The following is a 22,124-nucleotide window of genomic DNA, read 5'->3' as shown; positions in this document are numbered from 1 at the left end:
GATGCAGTTCCTTCTGGCGTTCGTCGTGGCCGGCCCGCTCGTCGGCGCCGTCGCCGCCCTCCTGCCGGCCCCGCCCGGACTGAAGGGCAAGAGCCCCGAACAGGCCGTACTGCGCCACGGCGTGACCGTGACCGGTGCCATCCTCGCCGCGGCGATCGTCCTCGCCGTGGGCTTCGACCACGACGCCCCGTCCCGCTTCCAGGCGACGACGGACATCAGCTGGATCCAGGCCCTGAACGTCCGGATCCACCTCGGCATCGACGGCATCTCGCTCCCCCTCCTCCTGATGACCGCGCTGCTGTTCTTCCTCTGCGCGCTCTACAGCTACTTCAAGCTCCCCGCGGGCCCCTCCGCGAAGGCCTTCGTCGCCCTGCTCCTGGTCCTGGAGTCCGGCACCCTCGCCACCTTCGCCGTCCTCGACCTGCTGCTGTTCTTCCTCGCGTTCGAGATGGTCCTCATCCCGATGTACTTCCTCATCGCCCGCTGGGGCGGTGCTCAGCGGCAGGCAGCCGCCTGGAAGTTCATCCTCTACACCCTCCTCGGCTCCGTGGTGATGCTGCTCGGCCTGCTGCTGATCGGGCTGAACAGCGGCACCTTCGACATGGTGGCACTGGCCTCCGACAACGGCCGCGAACTGTCCCACACCACCCAGGTCCTGGCCGTTCTCGCCATCGGGATCGGCCTCGCAGTGAAGACCCCGATGTGGCCGCTGCACAGCTGGCTGCCGGACGCCCACACGGCCGCCCCCACCGTCGGTTCCGTCCTCCTCGCGGGCGTCCTGCTGAAGATGGGCACCTACGGGTTCGTCCGGATCCTGCTGCCCGCCACCCCCGACGGCATGGCCACCTTCGCCCCGTACCTGGGAGCCTTCGCCGCGGTCGGCATCGTCTACGGGTCCCTGGCCTGTCTTGCCCTCGCCCGCAAGGGCAACAAGGGCGACCTCAAGCGCCTCATCGCGTACTCCTCCGTCGGCCACATGGGCTTCGTCCTCCTCGGCATCGCTTCCATGACCCCCACCGGCGTGAACGGTGCGCTGTTCGCCAACGTCGCGCACGGTCTGATCACCGGCCTTCTCTTCTTTCTTGTCGGCGCGCTCAAAGACCGTTACAACACGGCCGATCTCGACACCCTCGCCGGAGCGACCGGAGCGGCCCTCTACGGCCGCGCCCCCCGCTTCGGAGCCCTCCTCGCCTTCGCCGCCATCGCCTCGCTCGGCCTGCCCGGCCTGGCCGGCTTCTGGGGCGAGATGCTGGCCCTCTTCGGCGCGTTCGACCCCGCCGAGGGCCTGTCGCGGCCGGCGTTCCTCACGTACATGTCCGTAGGCGCGTTCGGCACCCTGCTCACCGCCGCCTATCTTCTGATCGTCGTACGGCGGGTGTGCATGGGCGACCCGAAGGCCGCGCGCGAAGGGGCCGCCGCCCCGGTGGTCCTCGCGGACATCCAGCGCTACGAGTACGCCGCCTGGAGCCCGCTCGTCGCCCTCACCCTCCTCGCCGGCCTGTGGCCCGCGGTCCTCCTCGGCCTCACCGACCCGGCCGTCCAGAAGCTCCTCGCGGGAGGGAACTCATGACGGTCCTTCAGCCCCTCACCAGCACCGCCATCGCCGCGGCCGACACCGGCGCGGGCGCCGGCAGCCTGGTCCAGTCCGTCGACTGGCTCGCCATCGCACCGGTCGTCATCACCGCCTCCGTCGGCCTCCTCGTGCTGGTCCTCGACCTCTTCGTGCCGGAGCGCCGCAAGCCGCTGCTCGGCTGGATCTCCGTGGCCGGACTGGCCGCCGCGACCGCCACCCTGCTGCCGCTGCGCGCCGGTGACCGCAGCACCTTCTGCCTCACCGGACCCGGTACGGCCGACCCGGCCGCGTGCAGCTACGCCGCCGACCACTTCGCGCTCGTCGTGCAGTTCCTCGTGCTGGGCGGCGCCCTGGTCACCGCCCTGCTGTCGGTCACCGCCGTCCGCGAGGCGCGCATGCCGGCCGGCGAGTACTGGTTCCTGCTGCTCTCCTCCGCCGCCGGCGCGGCCCTGCTGCCCGCCTCCCGCGACCTCGCCACCCTGATCGTCGCCCTCGAAGTCGCCTCGCTGCCCGCCTTCGCCCTCGTCGGCATGCGCCGCGGCGACCGGCTCTCCTCCGAGGCCGCCCTCAAGTTCTTCCTGTCCTCCGTCACGGCCACCGCCGTGTCCCTGATGGGCGTCAGCTTCGTCTACGCCGCCACCGGCTCCCTGCACCTCACCCAGGTCGCCGACCGGCTCGGGAACGTCCCCGGACAGCTCGACACCCTCGCCATGGCGGGCGTCGCGCTCACCCTGGTCGGCTTCGCCTTCAAGACGGCCGCCGTCCCCTTCCACTTCTGGGTCCCGGACACCTACGTCGGCGCCCCGCTGCCCGTCGCCGGATACCTGTCGGTCATCGGCAAGGCCGTCGGCTTCACCGGCCTCATTCTCGTCACCGTGATCGCCTTCCCCGCGTACTCCGACGTCTGGGGTCCGGCCCTCGCCGTCCTGGCCGCGCTCACCATGACCCTCGGCAACGCGGCGGCCCTGCGCCAGTCCGCCGACCGGCCGGGCGGGGCCGTACGGCTGCTCGCCTGGTCCTCCGTGGGCCAGGCCGGCTACCTGCTGGTCCCGATCGCGGCCGCCGCCTACGCCGGCCGCGACCAGATCGGCTCCACCGTCGCCTACGCCCTCATGTACGCCGCCGTGAACCTCGGCGCCTTCGCCGTGGCCGCCCTGGTGGCCCGTACGAAGCCGCTGCACCGGCTCGCCGACTACCGGGGCCTGTACGCCGAGAGCCCGCTCGCCGCCCTGGCCATGGCGTTCTTCCTGCTCTGCCTGGCCGGTCTGCCGCCGGGCATCATCGGGCTCTTCGCGAAGGTCACCGTCTTCCGCTCGGCGGTCGACGCGGGCCTGGGCTGGCTCGCCGTGGTCATGGCCGTCAACGTCGTCGTCGCGCTGTACTACTACCTGCGCTGGACCGCCCTGCTCTTCCGCACCCCCGAGGGGGACGCGGCGCAGGAGGGCGCACAGCAGGGCGCGCAGCCCCGTACGGGGACCCCCTGGCCGGTCACGGCGGCCATCGTGCTCACCGCCGCCACCGCGCTGGTCCTCTCGGGTGCACCGCAGCTCGTCCTGCGCTTCGCCACCGGCAGCCTCTTCCCGCTGTAGAGCACGCTCCGGAGGTCCGCCGGAGCCCGGTCAGCGCCGCGGCCGGCCCGCACCCGTAACCCGTACGGCCTAACCTCCACGGCGCCCGCCGCGGCCCGCCCACCGTCCCGCCACAGCCCCGCCCCCCGGCCCACCGGGGCGGCGGGGACGGGCGTGCCCGGGGAACCTGCCGCCCTCACCTCGCGTTGACCAGGAAGGAAGGGTCCACTGGACCGTAGGCCCTCCGATCCCCAGATCCTGGACGGGTCCCCCTGCCGCACCACTTGGAGGGCGCACCGTGCACCGCCGGCACAACGGGCTGAAGACCGCCGTACTCCTCGGTGGTCTGTCGGCCCTCATCATCCTGATCGGAAGCTTCTTCGGCCGGGGCGGCCTGATCGTCGCCGTCCTCGTGGCCCTCGGCACCAACGCGTACGCGTACTGGAACAGCGACAAGCTGGCCCTGCGCGCGATGCGGGCCCGCCCCGTCAGCGAGTTCGAGGCACCCGAGCTCTACCGCATGGTGCGCGAGCTCTCCACGTCCGCGCGCCAGCCCATGCCCCGGCTCTACATCTCCCCGACCGAGGCCCCCAACGCCTTCGCCACCGGCCGCAACCCGCGCAACGCCGCGGTCTGCTGCACCGAAGGCATCCTGCGCATACTCGACGAGCGCGAACTGCGCGGGGTCATCGGCCACGAGCTCAGCCACGTCTACAACCGCGACATCCTCATCTCGTCCGTCGCGGGCGCCCTGGCCTCCGTGATCATGTTCCTGGTCAACTTCGCCTGGCTGATCCCCATCGGCCGCTCCAACGACGACGAGGGACCGGGCCTCTTCGGCATGCTGCTGATCATGATCCTGGGCCCGTTGGCGGCCTCCGTGATCCAGCTCGCCATCAGCCGCTCGCGCGAGTACGAGGCGGACGCCTCCGGGGCCCAGCTCACCGGGGACCCGCTCGCCCTCGCCAGCGCCCTGCGCAAGCTGGACGCCGGCACCAAGCAGCTCCCGCTGCCCGCCGAGCCGCGACTGGAGACCGCGAGCCACATGATGATCGCCAATCCCTTCCGTCCCGGCGAAGGATTGTCCAAAATGTTTTCCACACACCCTCCGATGGCCGAGCGCATCGCCCGGCTCGAACAGATGGCAGGCCGCAGTCAGTGAAGACCATCCTGAACCTCATTTGGCTCGTCCTCAGCGGAGTCTGGCTCTTCCTGGGCTACTGCCTGGCGGGTGTGATCCTCTGCATCACCATCATCGGAATCCCCTTCGGCATAGCCTCGTTCCGCATCGCCGTGTACGCCCTGTGGCCCTTCGGGTACACGACCGTCGAGCGGCGTGACGCGGGTGCGGGCTCCGCCATCGGCAACGTCCTGTGGCTGATCCTGGCGGGCTGGTGGCTGGCCCTGGGCCACATCTTCACCGGCATCGCGCTGTGCATCACGATCATCGGCATCCCGTTCGGCATCGCCAACTTCAAGATGGTCCCGCTCTCCCTGCTCCCGCTGGGCCGCGAGATCGTCCCCACGGACGCTCCGTTCGCCTCGCGCTGAGCCGCGCCGAGCCCGGATCCGGTTTATCCACTCGTATTAAAGTTCCGGGTTGCGGACGAGTGACGCGGACGAGCGGCACGCACGACGGGCAGGGAAGAACCGATGTCGACTGAGCCCTCTGAGCCCTCTGAGCCTTCCGAGTTCTCCGAGCCCTCCGAGCCCTCCACGACCCTCTCGGTGGTCGTGCCGATGTACAACGAGGAGGACGCGCTGCCGGCCCTGGTCGGCAGACTGCGCCCGGCACTCGACGCCATGGCCGTCCGCTACGAGGTCGTCGCCGTCGACGACGGCAGCAAGGACCGGACCGCGGAGCTCCTCACCGAGTTCCAGGCCAAATGGCCCGAGCTGCGGATCGTGCGGCTGCGCGGGAACTCCGGCCACCAGGCCGCCCTCACCGCGGGCCTGCACAGCGCCCTGGGCGCGTACGTGGCCAGCATCGACGCGGACCTCCAGGACCCGCCGGAGAAGATCCCGGAGATGCTCGACCTGGCCCGCGCGGACGGCCTCGACATCGTCTACGGGGTCCGGGCCGACCGGAGCACCGACACCGGGTTCAAACGGCACACGGCCGGCGCGTACTACTGGCTGGTGCGCCGCCTGGTCGGCAAACAGGTGCCGGCGCAGGCGGGCGACTTCCGGCTGCTGAGCCGCGCGGCGGTCGAGGCGGTCAAGGCCATGCCCGACCAGCACCAGGTGTACCGCCTGCTCGTGCCGTGGCTCGGCTTCCCCAGCGGCCAGGTCAGCTACCAGCGCGAGGAGCGGGTGGCGGGGGAGACCAAGTACCCGCTGAGCAAGATGCTCCGGCTCGGCGTCGACAGCATCATCAACTTCTCCGCCGCCCCGCTGCGCCTGGCGACCTGGCTGGGCGTGGCCAGCTTCTTCGGCTGCCTGCTGATGGTGGGCGCCACCCTGGCGATCTACCTGAAGGGCCAGACCGTCCCCGGCTGGACCTCGCTGTTCATCGTGATGCTGTTCCTCGGCGGCGTGCAGCTGATCTGCGTCGGCCTGCTCGGCGAGTACATCGGCCGCATCTACACGGCCGTGCAGCGCCGCCCCACCTTCTTCGTCGGGTACGACTCGCACGCCCCGGCGCGGAACACGGAGCGCCAAGCGGACTGAGGTCGCGCCCTCATCACGACTGAAATCGCAGGTCAGGGCGATTGTCAGTGGGGGGTGTCACTCTGTGTGCATGGATGACATCGAGCAGTTGCTGAAGCAAGTCGCCGGCCGCGCGCACAGCTCCCGCCAGGGGCGGTACGCGGCCACCGGCACCCCCATCGCGCCCCTTCCGGCGCCCCTGCCCGCCGCGGAACTGCACCGGGCCGAGGCCGCCCTGGGCTTCGCCCTGCCGCCCCTCCTCGCGGCCCTCCACACCCGCGTGGCGGGCGGCGGCTTCGGCCCCGAGCACGGCCTGCTGCCCCTGGAGCGCGCCGTCGCCGAATACACCGCGATGCGGGCCTCGGCCTGGCGCTGGCCCGAGGGCGTGCTGCCCATAGCCGACTTCGGCTGCGCCCTGCGCGCCTGCGTGGACTGCCGCTCGGAAACCGCCCAAGTCCTGCTGTTCGAACCGAACTCGGGCGAGCCCGACCTCGCCTGGTTCCTCGAATCGCCCACGCTCGCCGACTGGCTGCGCGGCTGGCTCGACGGCAGCGCCTGGTTCAGCGAGGAATCGGGCGCGGGGGAGGAATGGGACCTGGAGCTGACCCCCTGGGCGGGCTTCAGGGCCCGGGTGTGAGCCGCCGGCGCACCCCGTAGGCCAGCGCGCCAAGTGCCAGCACCGCGGCCCCCGTGACCGTCGACGCGGCGGGCAGCGCGCAGGCCAGCACCACGCAGCCGGACAGTCCCACCGCTGCCACGGCCCGGTCCTTGACACCTGAATCGAGAGTCCACGCGGAGGCGTTCGCGATCGCGTAGTAGGCGAGCACGCCGAAGGAGGAGAAACCGATCGCTCCCCGCAGATCGGTGGTGGCCGCGAGCACCGCCACCACGGCGCCCACCGCCAGCTCGGCGTGGTGCGGCACCTGATGCCGGGGATGTACGGCGGCCAGCGCGCGCGGCAGATGGCCGTCCCGCGCCATCGCCAGGGTCGTCCGCGACACCCCGAGTACGAGCGCCAGCAGCGAGCCCAGCGCCGCCAGGGCCGCGCCCACCCGGACGACGGGAGTCAGCCCGGGCCACCCGGCCGCGCGCACGGCGTCGGCCAGCGGGGCCGCCGACCGCCCCAGACCGTCGGCGCCGAGCACCGACAGCGCCGCCACCGAGACCGCGGCGTAGACGAGCAGGGCGATCCCCAGGGCGAGGGGCACCGCCCGCGGGATCGTGCGCTCCGGGTCGCGCACCTCCTCGCCCAGGGTGGTGATCCGGGCGTAGCCCGCGAAGGCGAAGAACAGCAGCCCGGCGCCTTGGAGCAGCCCGGCCGCCGCCCAGTCCGAGCCGCTGAGACGGCCGGCGTCGGCCGCGCCGGAGGACAGGCACGCCACGACGACCCCGGCCAGGACGGCCAGCACCACCGCGACGATCACCCGGGCGATCCGGGCGGACTTCTGCACGCCTCCGTAGCTCGCGGCGGTCAGTGCCACCACCGCCGCCACGGCCACCACGTGCTGCTGCCCGGGCCACGCGTAGGCCCCGACCGTGAGGGCCATCGCCGCGCAGGAGGCCGTTTTGCCGACGACGAAGCCCCAGCCGGCCAGGTATCCCCAGAAGGGCCCGAGCCGTTCGCGCCCGTACACATAGGTGCCGCCCGAGGAGGGGTAGCGGGCGGCCAGCCGAGCCGAGGAGTGCGCGTTGCAATAAGCCACCAGGGCCGCGAGCGCGAGCGCTGCGAGGAGCGCTCCGCCGGCCGCGCGCGCCGCCGGGGCCAGGGCGGCGAAGATCCCGGCGCCGACCATCGCGCCGAGCCCGACGACGACCGCGTCGAAGACGCCCAGGGTGCGCTTCATCTCGTTGTGCGGGGGATGCGTGGGATGCGTGGCGTTCACGTGCGCAGGGTAGCCGGGCTAGGGCGTCTCTTTCGGATCTTGCGGGCCCGGCAAGATTCGAAAGAGACGGCCTCTAGGTGACGCCCTCCCGGCCGGGGACCGGCGTGCGGCTGCGCTCCCAGCCGTCCAGCGCGGTCAGGCAGGCGTGGTCGAGGTGGCGCAGCCCGCTCAGGTCCAGGCGGACGACACCGCCGCGGGGCAGCGCGTCCAGCTCGTCGAGCAGTTTGGGCAGCCGCAGGAAGCTGGCGTTCCCCAGGATCCGCACGCGCAGTTCGTCGCCCTCCCACACCGGCTCGATGTGCACGTGGGAGGTCTCCCAGGCCGCCTTGGCGACGGCGAGCCCCAGCCCCGCGAGCACCCCCTCGAAGAGGTTCGTGGCCACGATCGCCGCGGCCGTCGCCACCAGGACGACCGCCTCGCCCCGGTGCGACCGCCACAGGGCGGCCACCGCCCGTACCGGAAGCAGCTTCCAGCCGGCGTGCAGCAGTACCCCGGCCAGCGCGGCGAGCGGGACGGACTCCAGCAGTCCGGGGACGGCCACGGCGAACAGCAGTAGCCAGCCGCCGTGCAGGATCCGGGAGGCCCGAGTGCGGGCGCCGGCCTCGACGTTGGCGGCGCTGCGGACGATGACGGCGGTCATCGGCAGGGCCCCGAGCATCCCGCAGAGGGTGTTCCCTACGCCCTGGGCGACCAGTTCGCGGTCGTAGTCGGTCCGGTCCCCGTCGTGCATGCGGTCCACGGCCGCCGCACTGAACAGCGTCTCGGCGGAGGCGATGAGCGCGAGCGCCACCACGGTCCCGACGGCCCCGACGGAGGCGAGCACCCCGAAGTCCTCCCAGCCGGGCAGGGTCACGGCCGACAGGACGCCCGTGACCCGGACCCGCTCCACGGGCAGCCGCAGCAGCACGGCCGCGGCGGTCGCGGCCGCGACCCCGACGAGCGCCCCCGGGACGAGCCGTAGCCGGTCGGGCATCCGCCGCCAGGCCACCAGGACGGCGACCGTCCCGGCCCCGAGCGCCACGGCGGTCCAGTCGGCGCGCCCGCCGAGCTCCAGCGCCCCGGCCAGCTTCTCCAGGGTCCGCGCCGGGGCCTCCACGTCGGCCAGGGCGTACAGCTGACCGGCGATCAGCACGAGCCCGATACCGGCCAGCATCCCGTGCACGACGGCCACGGAGATCGCCCGGAACCACCGCCCGAGCCGCAGCACGCCCATGCCCAGCTGCACCAGGCCGGCGGCCAGGACGAGCACGCCGAGCGCGGGCAGCCCGTACGTCCGCACGGCCTCGTAGACGAGCACGGTGAGCCCGGCGGCCGGGCCGCTCACCTGGAGGGAGCTGCCCCGGAACCAGCCGGTGACCAGCCCGCCCACCACCCCGGTGAGGATCCCGAGTTCGGCCGGTACCCCGGAGGCGACGGCCACTCCGACGCAGAGCGGTAGCGCGACCAGGGCGACCACCACGGATGCCCCGAAGTCTTCACGTAACGTGCCGGCCCCAGGCACAGGCATGCGGGAACCCCCTGACGAGGCGCTGACGGACACCCCTCACCCTGGTGGGCGCACCACCGCCCGCCCAAGTGCACACGGAGGACGGCACGGGCGCGTACGCCGCTCACGCCGGGCACACACCCGCCGAGCGCCGGTCCCGCGACACCGCCCGCGACGCCCCGCCGCAATGACCGCTCCGCAACGACCGCGCCGTAACGCCCGCGCCGCAACGACCGTGCCGCAACGACCGCGGCCCGGCGGTCCTCGAAGGACCGCCGGGCCGGCGTGCGGGCTGAACAGGGGCCGAAGCCGGTGATCAGCGGTAGTTCACGAACTGGATCGCGAAGTCCAGGTCCTTGCCCTTGAGGAGGGCCTGGACTTCCTGGAGGTCGTCGCGGCTCTTGGAGCTGACGCGCAGCTCCTCGCCCTGGACCTGGGCCTTGACGCCCTTGGGGCCCTCGTCACGGATGATCTTCGCGACCTTCTTGGCGTTCTCCTGGGAGATGCCTTCCTCGATCGTGGCGAAGATCTTGTACTCCTTGCCGGACAGCTGCGGCTCACCGGCGTCGAGCGCCTTGAGGGAGATCCCGCGCTTGACCAGCTTGGTCTCGAAGACGTCCAGGACGGCCTTGACGCGCTCCTCGGAGTTCGCCTCCATCAGGATCTTCTCGCCGGACCAGGCGATCGTGGCGCCGGTGCCCTTGAAGTCGTAGCGCTGCGAGAGCTCCTTGGCGGACTGGTTGAGGGCGTTGTCGACCTCCTGCCGCTCGACCTTCGAGACGATGTCGAAACTGGAGTCGGCCATGTGCTGTGGCTCCTTGAAGTCGGTAGTGACGGCCCCGAAGGGCGCGGCCGGACATCCCCGGACCGCTCCGCAAAGCCTAGCCACCGCGCCCACGTGCGGTGCTGATCAATCCGGTGGCGAAGCACCCCCGGTCATCGGGTATCGTTTACGTCGTTGCCACGGAGCGCCGCCGCAAGGCGGAAAGATGGCAGCGATCATGGCGGTGTGCCCGAGTGGCCAAAGGGAGCAGACTGTAAATCTGCCGGCTCAGCCTACCCAGGTTCGAACCCTGGCGCCGCCACGCGAGTGAGACCCTCGCTCATTGCAGAAATGCAGTGGGCGGGGGTTTTCTCGTATGCCCGGAACCGGAACGCCCCACGGAAAACCAGTGGGCGGCGAAGCGGAACGGGCCGCATGCTGTTCGCATGATCAGCATCAGCATCAGCATCTGCGGCCGAAAGGGCCATGGCGCGTAAGGCGCCCTCGCAGGTCCGGTCGGACCCGCCACACCGGACGCCCCGAGAGGGCGACCGAGCCGTCGTTCCGGGCGTCTCCGCCCGCACCCTCGTGGAGATCGCGCGCGTCGAACGCCACCGGTACGAGCCCGGCGCGGCCTACCGCGCACTGTCCGCCTGGCGCGGGGTGGTGTACGGCCGGGGACCGTCGTGGATCATCTACCCGAGCTGGGACGAGGACTACCCCTGCTGCCAGCCGGTCTGGGGCGGCGATCACCGGGGGACCCTGGAGGCCTTCTGCCTTTCCCTGCCCCGTCGCGCCGTGCGGGAGCTGCGGGCCGTACTCGCGCCGCTCGACGCGCGGTTCCTCGCCCGGACGCTCCCCGATCCGTACGCCCCGCCGGGGGATCCGTGGTGGCGGCGTCGGCTGGAGCGGGCATGAGGGGCCGGGGCCTGACGGAGCGGGCGCGGGCGCGGGATGAGCCCATCGGGCGGATCGGGCGTACCGATGTGGCGCTCCGGTCGTTCATCCGGCGTGAAATGGACTTCTGACGCGCGCGGAAAGGTCGGCGGCGGGGTGCTCCTCGCCCTGCTCGGAGCGGGGATCCCGGCTCTGGTCGGAGCGGCGCTGAACGGCGATGTGGGGGATCCCTACCAGGAGACCCGGCTCTACTTCGGCACCGAGCGGCCGGACGGCCGTCCACCGGTCGGGGAGCGGGAGTTCATGGGGTTCCTCGAACGCGAGATCACCCCCGCCTTCCCCGAGGGGCTGACCCTCCAGGACGGGCGCGGCCAGTGGCAGCGCGACGGGAAGATCATCCGTGAGATCTCGTACGAGGTGGTGCTGCTGTATCCGGAGAAGGAGGCCGACGAGCGCGGTGCGCGCATCGAGCGGATCCGGGACGCGTACGAGCAGCGGTTCCAGCAGGATTCGGTCGGCCGCTCCGACGACCGTCTGACCGCCGATTTCTAATTGCCCGCCACGTCCTTGACCGCCACCGGGACCGGGGTCGAGCCCGCGATGAGTTCCAGGGTGAGGCCCGCGGTCGCGGGCGTATCGATCAGCTCGGCGAGGACCGCCGCCACGTCGTCGCGGGTGACCGGCCCGCGGCCCGTCTGCGCCTCCAGGCGGACCAGACCCGTACCCGCGTCGTCGACCAGCGAGCCGGGGCGCAGGATCGTCCACTCCAGACCCAGACGGGTGCGGACGTGCTCGTCGGCCTCGCCCTTGGCACGGAGATAGGCGTCGAAGACCTCGTCGCCCTCGCGGCGGGTGTCCGCGCCCATCGAGGAGACCATCAGGAAGCGGCGCACCCGGGCCCGTTCGGCGGCGTCCGCGAACAGCACCGCCGCGCCCCGGTCCACCGTGTCCTTGCGCCCGGCCCCGCTGCCGGGACCCGCGCCCGCCGCGAACACCGCGGCGTCCGCGCCCTGCAGGATGCCCGCCACGTGCTCGACCGACGCCGATTCCAGGTCGCACAGCACCGGTTCGGCGCCCGCCTCCCTGAGGTCGTCGCCCTGTGCCGGATCGCGGATGATGCCCGCGACCTCGTACCCGCGCGCGGCGAGCAGGCGCTCCAGCCGCAGCGCGATCTGACCGTGTCCACCCGCGATGACGATGCGCATGCCACGACCGTACGACGAGCCGGGCGACCGCGCCCGGGAACATGCGGTGAACGCTCAGGGACCTGGCTCCGTACGGCCCTGCCGGGGCAGGTCCAGGGCCACCGCGACGGCGGAGTCGCAGTATTCCCGTACGGCACTCGTCCGGGCTACCACCCGCCCGCGGTGGATCACGATCCGGCTGTACGCGAGGGACAGCACGCTCGCGATCCGGTCCCCGCGCACGGCGAGCAGTTCCGCCGGGAACCCGGCCTCCACCCGGACCTCCGGCAGGCCCATCGCCTCGCGGGCGGCGCCGGCGACCGAGTGGTAGGCCTCGGTGGCGCGGAGCCCGCCCTGGGAGGCCAGGAGGTACGCGGCTTCGAGCGGGTCTCCGCGCCCGACCGGGTTGCCCGCGTCGCGCAGGGCCCCGCTGCCGGCCGCGACGCGCACCCCGGCGGCGCGCAGCAGCCGTACGGGGGCGGTGCGCAGGCCCCGCCGTTCCAGGGCCGCGCAGTCGCCCTGGGGGAGGCAGGTCACCCGTACGCCGGCGGCCGCCAGCTGGTCGGAGGCCCGGGTCGCCGCGTCCAGCGGGAGGCGGGACAGGCCGCCGCAGGGCCCGATGGAGACCCCGGGCCGCAGTCCGCCGGCCATCGCCGCGAGCCGGGACAGGCGGGCGGGGTCGTCGCCGTCGGTGTGCAGGTCGACGGGGCAGCCGTGTTCGGAGGCGAGTTCCAGTACGGCTTCGAGGAAGCCGGTGGGGTCGGGGTCGAGGTCGGGGCAGCCGCCGATGACGGAGGCACCCATCTTCACGGCGTCCCGCAGCATGGCGAGCCCGTCGGCCCCGGCCACCCCGGTCAGCAGGCGGGGAACGGCGACGGTGGTGAGATCGGTGAGCCCGCGCAGGGAGCGGCGGGCCTGGAGCACGGCCTCCAGGGGGCCGAGACCGTGTACGTCGCCGATGCGCACGTGGGAGCGGACGGCCGTGGCGCCGTGCCCGAGCTGGAGCAGGGCCGCCTCGGTGGCGCGGCGCTGCACCTCGTCGGGGGAGTAGGAGACGGGCCCTTCGCTGTCCGCGGTCAGGGCGGTGTCCCCGTGGGAGTGGGGCTCGGCGGGCGCGGGGAGGAGCAGGTAGCCGGTGAGGTCGACGCGGGCGCCCGCGGCGGCGGGCAGGCTGCCGGCCGTGCCGACGGCCTGGATCCGGCCGCCGCCGAGGCGGACGTCGACGGTGCGGCCGTCGGTGAGGCGGGCGCCGGCGAGGAGCAGGGTGGTGGACTCGGGGGCCGCCGGGCCAGGGGCTCCCGGACTTCCCTGGGTGCCCTCGGGGCCGTGCCCCTGCCCCGGGCCCTGGCCGCTGCCGGGGCGGTTGCGCGGGGAGTGGGACGGCTGCTGCGGCGGGCTGTCGGACATCGCGCTCCTGCGGTGGCTCGGGCGGTTCCTGGGGCCGTGGCCGCGGCCCGCGGCCCAAGATCACGCAGCGTGCTCAGAGCCTAGGGGGCAGGGGTGCCCGCTTCGCGGAAGAGGGCAATAGTCGTACCGGTGCGTCTGGGCGGCCCCCACCCGAGACCACCCGCGCGGACCACCCCGGGGCCCGTCTCCTGGGCCCCGCCGCCGGGTCCCGTGCCGGGACCCGGCCCCGGCCCCGGCCCCGGCCCCGGCTCTGGCCCCGGCCCCGGCCCCGGCCCCGGCTCTGGCCCCGGCCCCGGCCCCGGCCCGGGCCCGACCCCGACCCCGGGCCCGACCGCGGGCCCCAGCCCCAGTCCCGTCCCGGGCCCGACCGCGGGCCCCAGCCCCAGTCCCGCCCCGGGCCCCAGTCCCAGTCCCGTCCCGGTCCCGACTGCGGGTCCCGGCCTCGGCTCCCGCCCCAGTCCCGGCCCCGGGCCCGACTGCGGCTCCCGCCCCGGGCCCGACTGCGGCTCCCGCCCCTGTTCCGGCCTCGGGTCCCGCCGCGGGCCCGGCCTCGGCTCCCGGCCCCGGGCCCGACCGTTGGTCTCGGCCCCGGGCCCTGGATTCGGCGCGGTCGCTGCGGTCGGCTGTGGTGCCTGGCCGGAGCGCTCCCGGCCGGGCTTGCCGTCGCCTTGGCCCTGTGGTTGCCGCCCTGCGACTGCCCCCGCCTGTGCGGAGCCGCGCCCGTCCCGGCCTGCGGCGCGTGGACTCCGCAGTCGGCTCCGTAACCGCCGTGGGCCTGCCTGTGGCGCCCGCCGATGCTGCTGCGGGCCCGGTCCCCGGCTGGGGCTCTGCAGGCTCGCGCCTGGCCCCACCTCCGCGTGCCTGTGCCTGGCCTCGGCTCCTGTTGGCCTCAGGCCCGTCCCCGCGCCTCCGCGTGCCTGTGCCCGGCCCCCGGCTCCTGCCGGCCTCGGGCCCGTCCCCGGCTCTGCGCGCCCGGCACCGGCCCCGTCCCCGTCCCTGGCCCCGGCTCCCGCCGGTCTCGGACCTTGCCCCGCCTCCGCGCGCCCGGCCCCGTCCCCGTCCCTGGCCCCGGCTCCCGCCCGTCTCGGCACCTGGCCCCGCCTCCGCGCGCCCGGCTCTGGCCCCGGCTCCGCCGGCCTCCGGCACGTCCCCGCCTCTGGCGTGGACTCCGCGGTCGGCTCTCGTGCCGGTCCGGAGTGGGTCCCGTGCTCGGCCTCGGCCTCGGCCTTGGCCCCGCCCCGCCCCGGCCCCCCGTCTCGTCCAACGTCCCGGCGGGGTGGGGCCGAGGCGGGGCTTCGGGGTGACTCAGGGTGGGGGTGGGGGATCGGCGGTGTGATGCCTGACACCTTTCGGGGTGAAAGGCGGTTCGAGGGGAGCCGGAGGCGGGTTTCGCGGGGATCAAGAAAGGCGGCGGTGGTGCTCCGAGGCCAGGCCCCGCAAAGGATTTGGGCGATCGGCTGGCGACCGTGTAATGTCTTCCTCGCTCGCCCCAATAGCTCAGTCGGTAGAGCGTCTCCATGGTAAGGAGAAGGTCTGCGGTTCGATTCCGCATTGGGGCTCTGGTGAGAGAGGTTCCCCACCCTCGGGTGGGGAACGGATCTCATCAAAGCGGCGTAGCTCAGTCGGTAGAGCAAGCGGCTCATAATCGCTGTGTCACCGGTTCAAGTCCGGTCGCCGCTACACACAGTAGCCGATTGCGGGGTCGGTCTCCCGATCGGCTACTCTTTTATGCGTTCATCCGTCCAATTGTCCGTCAAGGAGCACTCACGTGGCTGCCACCGACGTCCGCCCGAAGATCACGCTGGCCTGCGTGGAGTGCAAGGAGCGGAACTACATCACCAAGAAGAACCGGCGTAACAACCCGGACCGTCTTGAGATGAAGAAGCACTGCCCGCGTTGCAACTCGCACACCGCGCACCGCGAGACCCGCTAACAACTGGCGAAGTCTCGTACAACAGGCACAGTCATACCGTCATGAGGTCGTCCCCTTCATTGGGGGCGGCCTTGTGTCGTTTCGACAGATCGTTTCAACAGGGAGGTAGAGAGTCATGGCGCTCGACCAGTCCTTCGTGGGGCGGAGCTACCCGCCCACCGATCCGTACGAGGTCGGCCGGGAGAAGATCCGCGAATTCGCGGTCGCGGTGGGTGACACCAATCCGGTGTACACGGATCCCGAAGCAGCCAAGGCGTTCGGTCACCAAGACGTGATCGCTCCGCCGACCTTTGTGTTTGCCATCACGTTCGCGGCGGCCAGCCAGGTCGTCGACGACCCGCAGCTGGGGCTGGACTACAGCCGCGTCGTGCACGGCGACCAGAAGTTCGCGTACACCCGTCCCGTGCGGGCCGGAGACCGGCTGACGGTGACCTCGACCATCGAGGCCATCAAGTCGCTCGCGGGCAACGACGTCATCGACATCCGCGGTGAGGTCCACGACGAGTCCGGCGAGCACGTGGTGACCGCCTGGACGAAGCTCGTCTCCCGGGCGCCCGAGCCCGCCGCCGCTCCCGCCGCCGCCGGTTCCGCCCCCGAGGAGGCCTGAGATGGCTGCCCAGATCCAGTACGACGACGTCGAGGTCGGCACCGAGCTGCCGGCGGCGTCCTTCCCCGTCACGCGGGCGACGCTGGTGCGGTACGCGGGTGCGTCGGGTGACTTCAACCCGATCCACTGGAACGAGAAGTTCGCCACCGAGGTCGGACTGCCCGACGTGATCGCCCACGGCATGTTCACCATGGCCGAGGCGATCCGCGTGGTGACCGACTGGGTCGGCGACCCGGGTGCGGTCGTCGAGTACGGCGTGCGGTTCACGAAGCCGGTCGTCGTCCCGAACGACGGGCAGGGCGCGCTGATCGAGGTCACGGCCAAGGTCGGGGCGAAGCTGGACGACAACCGGGTACGGGTCGACCTGACGGCCACCAGCGCCGGGCAGAAGATCCTGGGGATGTCGCGCGCGGTGGTTGCTCTCGCGCCGTAGGGTCCCCGCCCGACGAGCCCCCCGCGGCTCATGCGTTTCTTACGCTTCTTGCACCTCTTGCGTTACCGACAAGGTCCTGGCCGGTGAGGAAACTCGCAGGTCAGGACCTTTTTGGTAGTCGGTTCGGGGCGGGGCTTGTCAAGTTAGTGATTGAGCACTAACTTTGAAGCATGGCAAGGATGAGTGCGGAAGAGCGGCGCGAGAGCGTCATCCTGGCGGCGATGGGCGAGTTCGCGCGGGGCGGGTACTACGGGACCTCCACCGAAGCGATCGCCAAGCGGGTCGGGGTGTCCCAGCCGTACCTCTTCCGGCTCTTCCCGAACAAGCAGGCCATCTTCCTGGCCGCCGCCGCCCGCTGCATGGAGGACATCCGGCGCGTCCTCGAGGAAGCCGCCAAGGGCCTCCAGGGCGAGGATGCGGTCCAGGAGATGAGCGTGGCGTACATGAAGCTGATCGCCGAGCAGCCCGAGAAGCTGCAGATGCAGCTCCAGACCTACGTCACCGTCGCCGCCGCCGAGGCTGCCGGGGAGCCCGCGTTCGGCGAGATGGTGCGGGCCGCCTGGATGGAGTTGTGGGACACCCTGCACGTGCCGCTCGGGGCGGACCCGCAGGAGACGAGCAGCTTCCTCGCGTACGGAATGCTGATCAACGTCCTGTCCGCCATGGGGTTCCCGCCGGGGCACCGGGTCTGGGAAGGCTGCTATCCGGGCGCTCGGCCCGAGTAGCGGGTACGCCCCCTCCGTCCGCCCCACCCCCGTCTCCGTCTCCGTTCAGCCACCCCTCCGTCCGTTCGCCGGCCGCGCGTCCTGCGCAGCGTCCGGCGCGGGGCTCAGCTCTGTCCGTTGAAGTTAGTGATCAATAACTAGTTTTGGGGGAATCGTGCAAGACACCAAGCTTCGCGGGCCTGCGGTCTGGGCCCTCGTCATCACCGGGGCCGCCAGCTTCATGGCCGCGCTCGACAACCTCGTCGTCACCACCGCGCTCCCCTCCATCCGCGAGGACCTCGGCGGCAAGCTGGAGGACCTGGAGTGGACGGTGAACGCGTACACGCTCACCTTCGCCGTCCTGCTCATGTTCGGCGCGGCCCTCGGTGACCGGTTCGGCCGCCGCCGGCTCTTCATCGCCGGTACGGCCGTGTTCACCGTCGCCTCCGCCGCCGCGGCCCTGTCGCCCGGCATCAACGAGCTCATCGCCGCCCGAGCCGTGCAGGGTGTCGGCGCGGCGATCATGATGCCCCTCTCGCTCACGCTGCTGACCGTCGCCGTCCCCGCCGCCCGGCGCGGAATGGCCCTCGGCATCTACGGAGCCCTCACCGGCCTCGCCGTCGCGAGCGGGCCGCTCATCGGCGGCAGCCTCACCGAGCACATCTCCTGGCAGTGGATCTTCTGGCTGAACGTCCCGATCGGGCTGGCCCTCATGCCGCTCTCCCGGATGCGGCTCGGCGAGTCCACCGCCCCGCAGGCGAAGCTCGACGTCCCCGGCACCCTGCTCATCAGCGGCGGGCTCTTCGGCATCGTCTACGGCCTGGTCAACGCCAACGCGCACGGCTGGACCAGCCCGTCCGTGCTCACCGCACTGCTGGTGGGGGCCGCGCTCGTGGGCGGGTTCATCCACCACGGCTTCCGCAACGCCAACCCGGTGCTGCCCATGCGACTCTTCCGGGACCGGGGCTTCTTCGGCATCAACATGGCGAGCCTGCTGATGTTCGTCGGGATGTTCGGCTCGATCTTCCTGCTGAGCCAGTTCCTCCAGGGCGTCCTCGGCTACTCGCCCACCGAAGCCGGGCTGCGCATGCTCCCCTGGACCGCGATGCCCATGATCGCCGCCCCGATCTCCGGCATCCTCTCCGACCGGATCGGCAGCCGCCCCGTCGTGGTCGCCGGGCTGGCGCTCCAGGCCATCGGCCTCGGCTGGTTCGCCGTGATCCTGGGCACCGAAGTCTCCTACGCCGCCCAGCTCCCCGCGATGATCATCAGTGGCATCGGGATGGGCCTGTTCTTCGCTCCCGCCTCCAACGCCCTCATGTCCACCGTGGCCCCCGCCGACCAGGGCAGGGCCGCCGGCGCCAACAGCGCCCTGCGTGAAGTCGGCGGAGCCCTCGGCGTCGCCGTCCTCGCCTCCGTCTTCTCCGCCCAGGGCGGCTACCAGTCCGGGCAGTCCTTCACCGACGGCACCGTCCCCGCCCTCTGGATCGGCGGCGCCGCCGTCGCCGTGGCGGCCGCCCTGGCCCTGCTGCTCCCCGGCCGGGCCGCGGAGAAGGCCCGGGCCGCGGCCTCCCTGCCGACGGCTGGCAGCCCGGTCGGTGACCTGCCGACGGGCGGGCTCCCGACGGGCGGGCTCCCGGCGGACGGCCAGGGTGCGGCCCCGGCCGGCGGGCGCGCCACCGAGAAGGTGGCCGTCTGAGCGGGTCCCGCTCGCCGGCCGGTGCCTGCGCGGCGGCCGGCGGGGGAACCGCAGCCGCCGCTGCGCACGCAGTTCCGTACGACACGTCACCAGCGAGGAAAGGCCCGTCATGCCCGACATCCCCTGGTCCACGCCCACCCGACCCGCCCCCGGCGCCGAGGTCTACGTCATGGCCTCCCGCTTCGAGACCGTGAGCCTGACCGGAGCGCTGAAGTTCTTCCTGAGGTCGCCCGGCATCGTCCTCCAGATGCGCAAGGCCCCCGGCGCCCACGGGGTCGCCCTGCGGGCCCGGGTCCTGCGCCGCACCTTCCTGACCCTGTCCGCCTGGGAGGACCGGGACGCGCTCTACCGCTTCGCGGGCAGCGAACCGCACCGCTCCGGCTCCCGGGCTGCCGCCGCCTATACGAAGGAGGCCGGGTTCGTCTTCTGGACCGTCCCGGCGAGCGAGCTCCCCATCGGCTGGGCCGAGGCGGAGCGCCGCCTCGCCGAGCAGCAGAAGGAGCAGGCGGAGAAGCAGGCCGAGAAGCAGGCGGAGAAGCAGGCCGAGAAGCAGGACAAGGAGCAGCAGTCGGACCGCGGGTGAGGCGGGCCGTTCCGGCCCCGTACGGCCCTGCGGTACGCGTACGGTCCGTGGCCCCGCCTGCTCGCTGGGACGCGGACCGTACTCTTGTCCACGTGCAGGAACTCCACGACGCCCCCCTCGCCCCGCTGACCACCTTCCGGCTCGGCGGCCCCGCCGCCCGGCTGGTCACCGCGACCACCGACGCCGAGGTCGTCGCCACCGTGCGCGCCGCGGACGAGAGCGGCACCCCGCTCCTGGTCATCGGCGGCGGCAGCAACCTGGTCATCGGCGACCAGGGCTTCGACGGCACCGCCCTGCGGATCGCGACCACCGGGTTCGTGCTCGACGGGACCCGGCTGGAGCTCGCGGCCGGCGAGAACTGGAGCGAGGCCGTCGCCCGCGTCGTCGACGCCGGGCTCGCGGGCATCGAATGCCTCGCCGGGATCCCCGGCTCGGCCGGCGCCACCCCGATCCAGAACGTCGGGGCGTACGGCCAGGAGGTCTGCGACACGATCACCGAGGTCGTCGCCTACGACCGCACCCGCGGGGAAACGGTCACGCTCTCGGCCGCCGACTGCGCGTTCGCGTACCGCGACAGCCTCTTCAAGCACCAGCCCGACCGCTACGTGGTCCTGCGCGTCCGCTTCGCCCTGGAAGACGCGGGCGGCCTGTCCGCGCCGGTCAAGTACCCCGAGACGGCCCGCGCCCTCGGCGTGGAGGCCGGCGACCGGGTGCCCGCGGCGCAGGCCCGGGAGACCGTCCTGCGGCTGCGCGCCGGCAAGGGCATGGTCCTCGACCCCGCCGACCACGACACCTGGTCGGCCGGCTCCTTCTTCCACAACCCGATCCTCGGCGACGAGGCGTACGCCGCCTTCCTCGCCCGCGCCCAGGAGCGGCTCGGCCCCGAGACCGCCCCGCCCGCGTACCCGGCCGGCGAGGGCCGTACGAAGACCAGCGCGGCCTGGCTCATCGACAAGGCAGGCTTCACCAAGGGCTACGGCGACGGCCCCGCCCGCATCTCCACCAAGCACACCCTCGCCCTCACCAACCGGGGCGAGGCCACCACCGAAGACCTCCTCGCCCTGGCCCGCGAGGTGGTCGCGGGCGTCCACGCGGCCTTCGGCGTCACCCTGGTCAACGAGCCGGTGACGGTCGGCGTCAGCATCTGAGGAGTCCCGGCCCCCATGCTCTGTCCCCTGCACGGGGCCGGTACGGACCCCACCCGGCTGGTGGGACGCACGATCAGAAGGGTCGTCGCGTCCTGGCACATCAGTGACGGCGAACGCTCCGAGGCGCCCCTCGACGTCTGGCTCCTCGACAGCGACGGCGAGTCCACCCGGATCACCACGGGGTCCGACGCCTGCCTCATCGTGGAATCCGAGGCGCCGCACGAGCCCTACGACATGGGGGAGTGGGGCCGCATCGAGGTCGGCGAGGACCTCGGATACCACCCCTTCCTGCGCCACCTCGGCGACACCGTGGAATCGGTCGCCGAGTTCGCCCTGCCCGCGCAGGGGCGCACCCACCTGGAGATCGGCTTCCAGGACGGCGCGCGGGTGCGCGCCGACTGCCACGAGGGCGACCTGCGGCTCACGCGCTGACCCGCACCGCCTCCCCTACGAGGCGATCCAGTGGTCGATCCCGGCCAGCAGCTTCTCCTGTACGCCGGCGGGCGCGGCACTGCCGCGCACCGACTGGCGGGCCAGCTCGGCGAGCTCCGCGTCCGTGAAGCCGTGGTGCCGGCGGGCGATCTCGTACTGGGCTGCGAGCCGGGACCCGAAGAGCAGCGGATCGTCCGCACCGAGGGCCATCGGGACCCCGGCCTCGAAGAGGGTGCGCAGCGGGACGTCCTCGTGGCGTTCGTAGACCCCGAGGGCGACGTTGGACGCCGGGCAGACCTCGCAGGTGATCTGGCGGTCGGCGAGCCGTTTGAGCAGCCGGGGATCCTCGGCGGCCCGTACGCCGTGCCCGATGCGGGCGGCGTGCAGATCGTCGAGGCAGTCGCGGACGGAGGACGGGCCGGTGAGCTCGCCGCCGTGCGGGGCCGCGAGGAGTCCGCCCTCGCGGGCGATGGCGAAGGCCCGGTCGAAGTCGCGGGCCATGCCGCGGCGCTCGTCGTTGGAGAGGCCGAAGCCGACGATGCCGCGGTCGGCGTAGCGGACGGCGAGCCGGGCCAGGGTGCGGGCGTCGAGGGGGTGCTTCATGCGGTTGGCCGCGATGACGACCCGCATGCCGAGGCCGATCTCGCGGGAGGCGGCGTCCACGGCGTCGAGGATGATCTCGACGGCGGGGATCATCCCGCCGAGGAGGGGGGCGTAGGAGGTGGGATCCACCTGGATCTCCAGCCAGCCGCTGCCGTCGCGCACGTCCTCCTCCGCGGCCTCGCGGACCAGGCGGCGGATGTCGTCGGGCTCGCGCAGGCAGGAGCGGGCGGCGTCGTAGAGCCGCTGGAAGCGGAACCAGCCGCGTTCGTCCGTGGCGCGGAGCTTCGGCGGCTCGCCGGAGGTGAGGGCGTCCGGGAGGCGGACCCCGTACTTGTCGGCGAGCTCCAGCAGGGTCGACGGGCGCATCGAGCCGGTGAAGTGCAGGTGGAGGTGGGCTTTCGGCAGAAGCGTGAGATCGCGTGCGTGCTCCATCTGGTGATCCTGCCGCACTTGTCACCCGATCGGCAGCCCGATTCCCTGAACGGGTTCTTGCCCGAACGCAAATCCGTGGGGTCGGGGCGCGCCGGGAGCCGCTGCGCGGGGCTCGTCCCCTACCCGCCCTTCGCCCGTTC

22 protein-coding genes and 3 tRNA genes are annotated in these 22,124 nt (G+C 72.6%); 19 read left to right on the top strand and 6 right to left on the bottom strand.

The window, feature by feature from the left end; translation table 11 throughout:
- The first annotated feature begins 1 nt into the window (after position 1).
- The 6 genes from ACE1OC_RS17055 to ACE1OC_RS17030 all read left to right on the top strand — a co-directional run bounded on the left by ACE1OC_RS17055 (position 2) and on the right by ACE1OC_RS17030 (position 6,427).
- Entirely contained in the window at positions 2 to 1,570 is a 1,569-nt protein-coding gene (locus ACE1OC_RS17055) for a complex I subunit 4 family protein (protein ID WP_266960135.1), read from the top strand.
- Complete coding sequence (locus ACE1OC_RS17050) at positions 1,567 to 3,162, top strand: NADH-quinone oxidoreductase subunit N (protein ID WP_407837714.1); 1,596 nt, start codon at positions 1,567 to 1,569, stop codon at positions 3,160 to 3,162. The genes ACE1OC_RS17055 and ACE1OC_RS17050 overlap by 4 nt, the downstream gene beginning before the upstream one ends.
- 277 nt (positions 3,163 to 3,439) lie before the next feature.
- The gene (gene htpX / locus ACE1OC_RS17045; RefSeq protein ID WP_250740894.1) at positions 3,440 to 4,303 is read left to right on the top strand and encodes a zinc metalloprotease HtpX; all 864 of its coding nucleotides are present in this window, start codon (positions 3,440 to 3,442) and stop codon (positions 4,301 to 4,303) included.
- Positions 4,300 to 4,692, top strand: a complete 393-nt coding sequence (locus ACE1OC_RS17040) for a YccF domain-containing protein (protein ID WP_407837713.1) — start codon at positions 4,300 to 4,302, stop codon at positions 4,690 to 4,692. Before htpX ends, ACE1OC_RS17040 begins: the two co-directional genes overlap by 4 nt.
- 102 nt (positions 4,693 to 4,794) lie before the next feature.
- Positions 4,795 to 5,811, top strand: coding sequence for a glycosyltransferase family 2 protein (locus ACE1OC_RS17035; protein WP_407837712.1), 1,017 nt, complete (start codon positions 4,795 to 4,797; stop codon positions 5,809 to 5,811).
- Between the two features lie 70 nt (positions 5,812 to 5,881).
- A complete protein-coding gene (locus tag ACE1OC_RS17030) occupies positions 5,882 to 6,427 on the top strand; it encodes an SMI1/KNR4 family protein (RefSeq protein WP_407837711.1) in 546 nt (181 codons plus the stop codon).
- Here ACE1OC_RS17030 and ACE1OC_RS17025 read toward each other — a convergent pair.
- The 3 genes from ACE1OC_RS17025 to ACE1OC_RS17015 form a co-directional block, all read right to left on the bottom strand.
- Positions 6,411 to 7,634 carry an APC family permease gene (locus ACE1OC_RS17025; protein ID WP_407841587.1) on the bottom strand — a complete coding sequence of 408 codons (1,224 nt, stop codon included), beginning with the start codon at positions 7,632 to 7,634 and terminating at the stop codon, positions 6,411 to 6,413. The two genes, ACE1OC_RS17030 and ACE1OC_RS17025, sit on opposite strands and share 17 nt — an antisense overlap.
- 112 nt (positions 7,635 to 7,746) lie before the next feature.
- The gene (locus tag ACE1OC_RS17020; protein ID WP_407837710.1) at positions 7,747 to 9,180 is read right to left on the bottom strand and encodes a SulP family inorganic anion transporter; all 1,434 of its coding nucleotides are present in this window, start codon (positions 9,178 to 9,180) and stop codon (positions 7,747 to 7,749) included.
- 295 nt (positions 9,181 to 9,475) lie between these two features.
- Positions 9,476 to 9,964 (bottom strand): YajQ family cyclic di-GMP-binding protein, encoded by a 489-nt coding sequence (locus ACE1OC_RS17015; RefSeq protein WP_243333311.1) that lies wholly within the window; start codon positions 9,962 to 9,964, stop codon positions 9,476 to 9,478.
- Between the two features lie 198 nt (positions 9,965 to 10,162).
- Between ACE1OC_RS17015 and ACE1OC_RS17010 the strand changes: the two genes are divergently transcribed.
- The 3 genes from ACE1OC_RS17010 to ACE1OC_RS17000 all read left to right on the top strand — a co-directional run bounded on the left by ACE1OC_RS17010 (position 10,163) and on the right by ACE1OC_RS17000 (position 11,371).
- Positions 10,163 to 10,244: transfer RNA gene (locus ACE1OC_RS17010), tRNA-Tyr, on the top strand.
- A gap of 164 nt (positions 10,245 to 10,408) precedes the next feature.
- Positions 10,409 to 10,840, top strand: a complete 432-nt coding sequence (locus ACE1OC_RS17005) for a hypothetical protein (protein ID WP_407837709.1) — start codon at positions 10,409 to 10,411, stop codon at positions 10,838 to 10,840.
- A 93-nt stretch (positions 10,841 to 10,933) separates the two neighbouring features.
- Positions 10,934 to 11,371 (top strand): DUF3574 domain-containing protein, encoded by a 438-nt coding sequence (locus ACE1OC_RS17000; protein WP_407837708.1) that lies wholly within the window; start codon positions 10,934 to 10,936, stop codon positions 11,369 to 11,371.
- Here ACE1OC_RS17000 and ACE1OC_RS16995 read toward each other — a convergent pair.
- Both ACE1OC_RS16995 and ACE1OC_RS16990 read right to left on the bottom strand, forming a co-directional pair.
- Entirely contained in the window at positions 11,368 to 12,024 is a 657-nt protein-coding gene (locus ACE1OC_RS16995; protein ID WP_407837707.1) for an SDR family oxidoreductase, read from the bottom strand. The genes ACE1OC_RS17000 and ACE1OC_RS16995 overlap by 4 nt on opposite strands.
- A 54-nt stretch (positions 12,025 to 12,078) precedes the next feature.
- A complete protein-coding gene (locus ACE1OC_RS16990; protein ID WP_407837706.1) occupies positions 12,079 to 13,410 on the bottom strand; it encodes an amidohydrolase family protein in 1,332 nt (443 codons plus the stop codon).
- 1,486 nt (positions 13,411 to 14,896) lie between these two features.
- Here ACE1OC_RS16990 and ACE1OC_RS16985 point away from each other — a divergent pair.
- The 10 genes from ACE1OC_RS16985 (at position 14,897) to ACE1OC_RS16940 (ending at position 20,949) form a co-directional block, all read left to right on the top strand.
- Positions 14,897 to 14,969, top strand: a tRNA-Thr gene (locus ACE1OC_RS16985).
- Between the two features lie 48 nt (positions 14,970 to 15,017).
- A tRNA-Met gene (locus ACE1OC_RS16980) sits at positions 15,018 to 15,090 on the top strand.
- An 88-nt stretch (positions 15,091 to 15,178) separates the two neighbouring features.
- Positions 15,179 to 15,343, top strand: a complete 165-nt coding sequence (gene rpmG / locus ACE1OC_RS16975; protein ID WP_003956487.1) for a 50S ribosomal protein L33 — start codon at positions 15,179 to 15,181, stop codon at positions 15,341 to 15,343.
- A gap of 115 nt (positions 15,344 to 15,458) precedes the next feature.
- Complete coding sequence (locus ACE1OC_RS16970; protein ID WP_407837705.1) at positions 15,459 to 15,950, top strand: FAS1-like dehydratase domain-containing protein; 492 nt, start codon at positions 15,459 to 15,461, stop codon at positions 15,948 to 15,950.
- 1 nt (position 15,951) lies between these two features.
- The gene (locus ACE1OC_RS16965) at positions 15,952 to 16,383 is read left to right on the top strand and encodes a MaoC family dehydratase (protein WP_407837704.1); all 432 of its coding nucleotides are present in this window, start codon (positions 15,952 to 15,954) and stop codon (positions 16,381 to 16,383) included.
- Between the two features lie 170 nt (positions 16,384 to 16,553).
- Positions 16,554 to 17,108: a TetR/AcrR family transcriptional regulator gene (locus ACE1OC_RS16960; RefSeq protein ID WP_407837703.1), complete on the top strand. Its 555-nt coding sequence runs from the start codon at positions 16,554 to 16,556 to the stop codon at positions 17,106 to 17,108.
- Between the two features lie 151 nt (positions 17,109 to 17,259).
- On the top strand, positions 17,260 to 18,786 hold the full coding sequence (locus tag ACE1OC_RS16955; protein WP_407841586.1) for a DHA2 family efflux MFS transporter permease subunit: 1,527 nt from the start codon (positions 17,260 to 17,262) through the stop codon (positions 18,784 to 18,786).
- Positions 18,787 to 18,895: 109 nt separating this feature from the next.
- The gene (locus ACE1OC_RS16950) at positions 18,896 to 19,369 is read left to right on the top strand and encodes a DUF3291 domain-containing protein (RefSeq protein WP_407837702.1); all 474 of its coding nucleotides are present in this window, start codon (positions 18,896 to 18,898) and stop codon (positions 19,367 to 19,369) included.
- Positions 19,370 to 19,461: 92 nt separating this feature from the next.
- Positions 19,462 to 20,517, top strand: coding sequence for a UDP-N-acetylmuramate dehydrogenase (locus tag ACE1OC_RS16945; protein ID WP_274549077.1), 1,056 nt, complete (start codon positions 19,462 to 19,464; stop codon positions 20,515 to 20,517).
- Between the two features lie 15 nt (positions 20,518 to 20,532).
- Positions 20,533 to 20,949, top strand: a complete 417-nt coding sequence (locus tag ACE1OC_RS16940; RefSeq protein ID WP_407837701.1) for a hypothetical protein — start codon at positions 20,533 to 20,535, stop codon at positions 20,947 to 20,949.
- Between the two features lie 15 nt (positions 20,950 to 20,964).
- Here ACE1OC_RS16940 and ACE1OC_RS16935 read toward each other — a convergent pair whose 3' ends face one another.
- A complete protein-coding gene (locus tag ACE1OC_RS16935; RefSeq protein WP_407837700.1) occupies positions 20,965 to 21,984 on the bottom strand; it encodes an adenosine deaminase in 1,020 nt (339 codons plus the stop codon).
- Positions 21,985 to 22,124: the final 140 nt, after the last annotated feature.

Origin of the sequence: Streptomyces stoeckheimensis (assembly GCF_045822005.1) — a bacterium.
Classification (GTDB): domain Bacteria; phylum Actinomycetota; class Actinomycetes; order Streptomycetales; family Streptomycetaceae; genus Streptomyces; species Streptomyces stoeckheimensis.
The sequence above is the reverse complement of the archived record's forward strand: the minus strand, read 5'-3'. Positions and strand labels throughout refer to the sequence as shown.

Coding starts and splice junctions, on each gene's coding strand:
- ACE1OC_RS17055 (WP_266960135.1), top strand. CDS start 2: ATGCAGTTCCTTCTGGCGTTCGTCGTGGCCGGCCCGCTCGTCGGCGCC.
- ACE1OC_RS17050 (WP_407837714.1), top strand. CDS start 1,567: ATGACGGTCCTTCAGCCCCTCACCAGCACCGCCATCGCCGCGGCCGAC.
- ACE1OC_RS17030 (WP_407837711.1), top strand. CDS start 5,882: ATGGATGACATCGAGCAGTTGCTGAAGCAAGTCGCCGGCCGCGCGCAC.
- ACE1OC_RS16950 (WP_407837702.1), top strand. CDS start 18,896: ATGCCCGACATCCCCTGGTCCACGCCCACCCGACCCGCCCCCGGCGCC.
- ACE1OC_RS16960 (WP_407837703.1), top strand. CDS start 16,554: ATGGCAAGGATGAGTGCGGAAGAGCGGCGCGAGAGCGTCATCCTGGCG.
- ACE1OC_RS16935 (WP_407837700.1), bottom strand. CDS start 21,984: ATGGAGCACGCACGCGATCTCACGCTTCTGCCGAAAGCCCACCTCCAC.
- ACE1OC_RS16970 (WP_407837705.1), top strand. CDS start 15,459: ATGGCGCTCGACCAGTCCTTCGTGGGGCGGAGCTACCCGCCCACCGAT.
- ACE1OC_RS17015 (WP_243333311.1), bottom strand. CDS start 9,964: ATGGCCGACTCCAGTTTCGACATCGTCTCGAAGGTCGAGCGGCAGGAG.
- ACE1OC_RS17035 (WP_407837712.1), top strand. CDS start 4,795: ATGTCGACTGAGCCCTCTGAGCCCTCTGAGCCTTCCGAGTTCTCCGAG.
- ACE1OC_RS17020 (WP_407837710.1), bottom strand. CDS start 9,180: ATGCCTGTGCCTGGGGCCGGCACGTTACGTGAAGACTTCGGGGCATCC.
- ACE1OC_RS16940 (WP_407837701.1), top strand. CDS start 20,533: ATGCTCTGTCCCCTGCACGGGGCCGGTACGGACCCCACCCGGCTGGTG.
- ACE1OC_RS16965 (WP_407837704.1), top strand. CDS start 15,952: ATGGCTGCCCAGATCCAGTACGACGACGTCGAGGTCGGCACCGAGCTG.
- ACE1OC_RS17025 (WP_407841587.1), bottom strand. CDS start 7,634: ATGAAGCGCACCCTGGGCGTCTTCGACGCGGTCGTCGTCGGGCTCGGC.
- ACE1OC_RS17005 (WP_407837709.1), top strand. CDS start 10,409: ATGGCGCGTAAGGCGCCCTCGCAGGTCCGGTCGGACCCGCCACACCGG.
- ACE1OC_RS16990 (WP_407837706.1), bottom strand. CDS start 13,410: ATGTCCGACAGCCCGCCGCAGCAGCCGTCCCACTCCCCGCGCAACCGC.
- ACE1OC_RS16995 (WP_407837707.1), bottom strand. CDS start 12,024: ATGCGCATCGTCATCGCGGGTGGACACGGTCAGATCGCGCTGCGGCTG.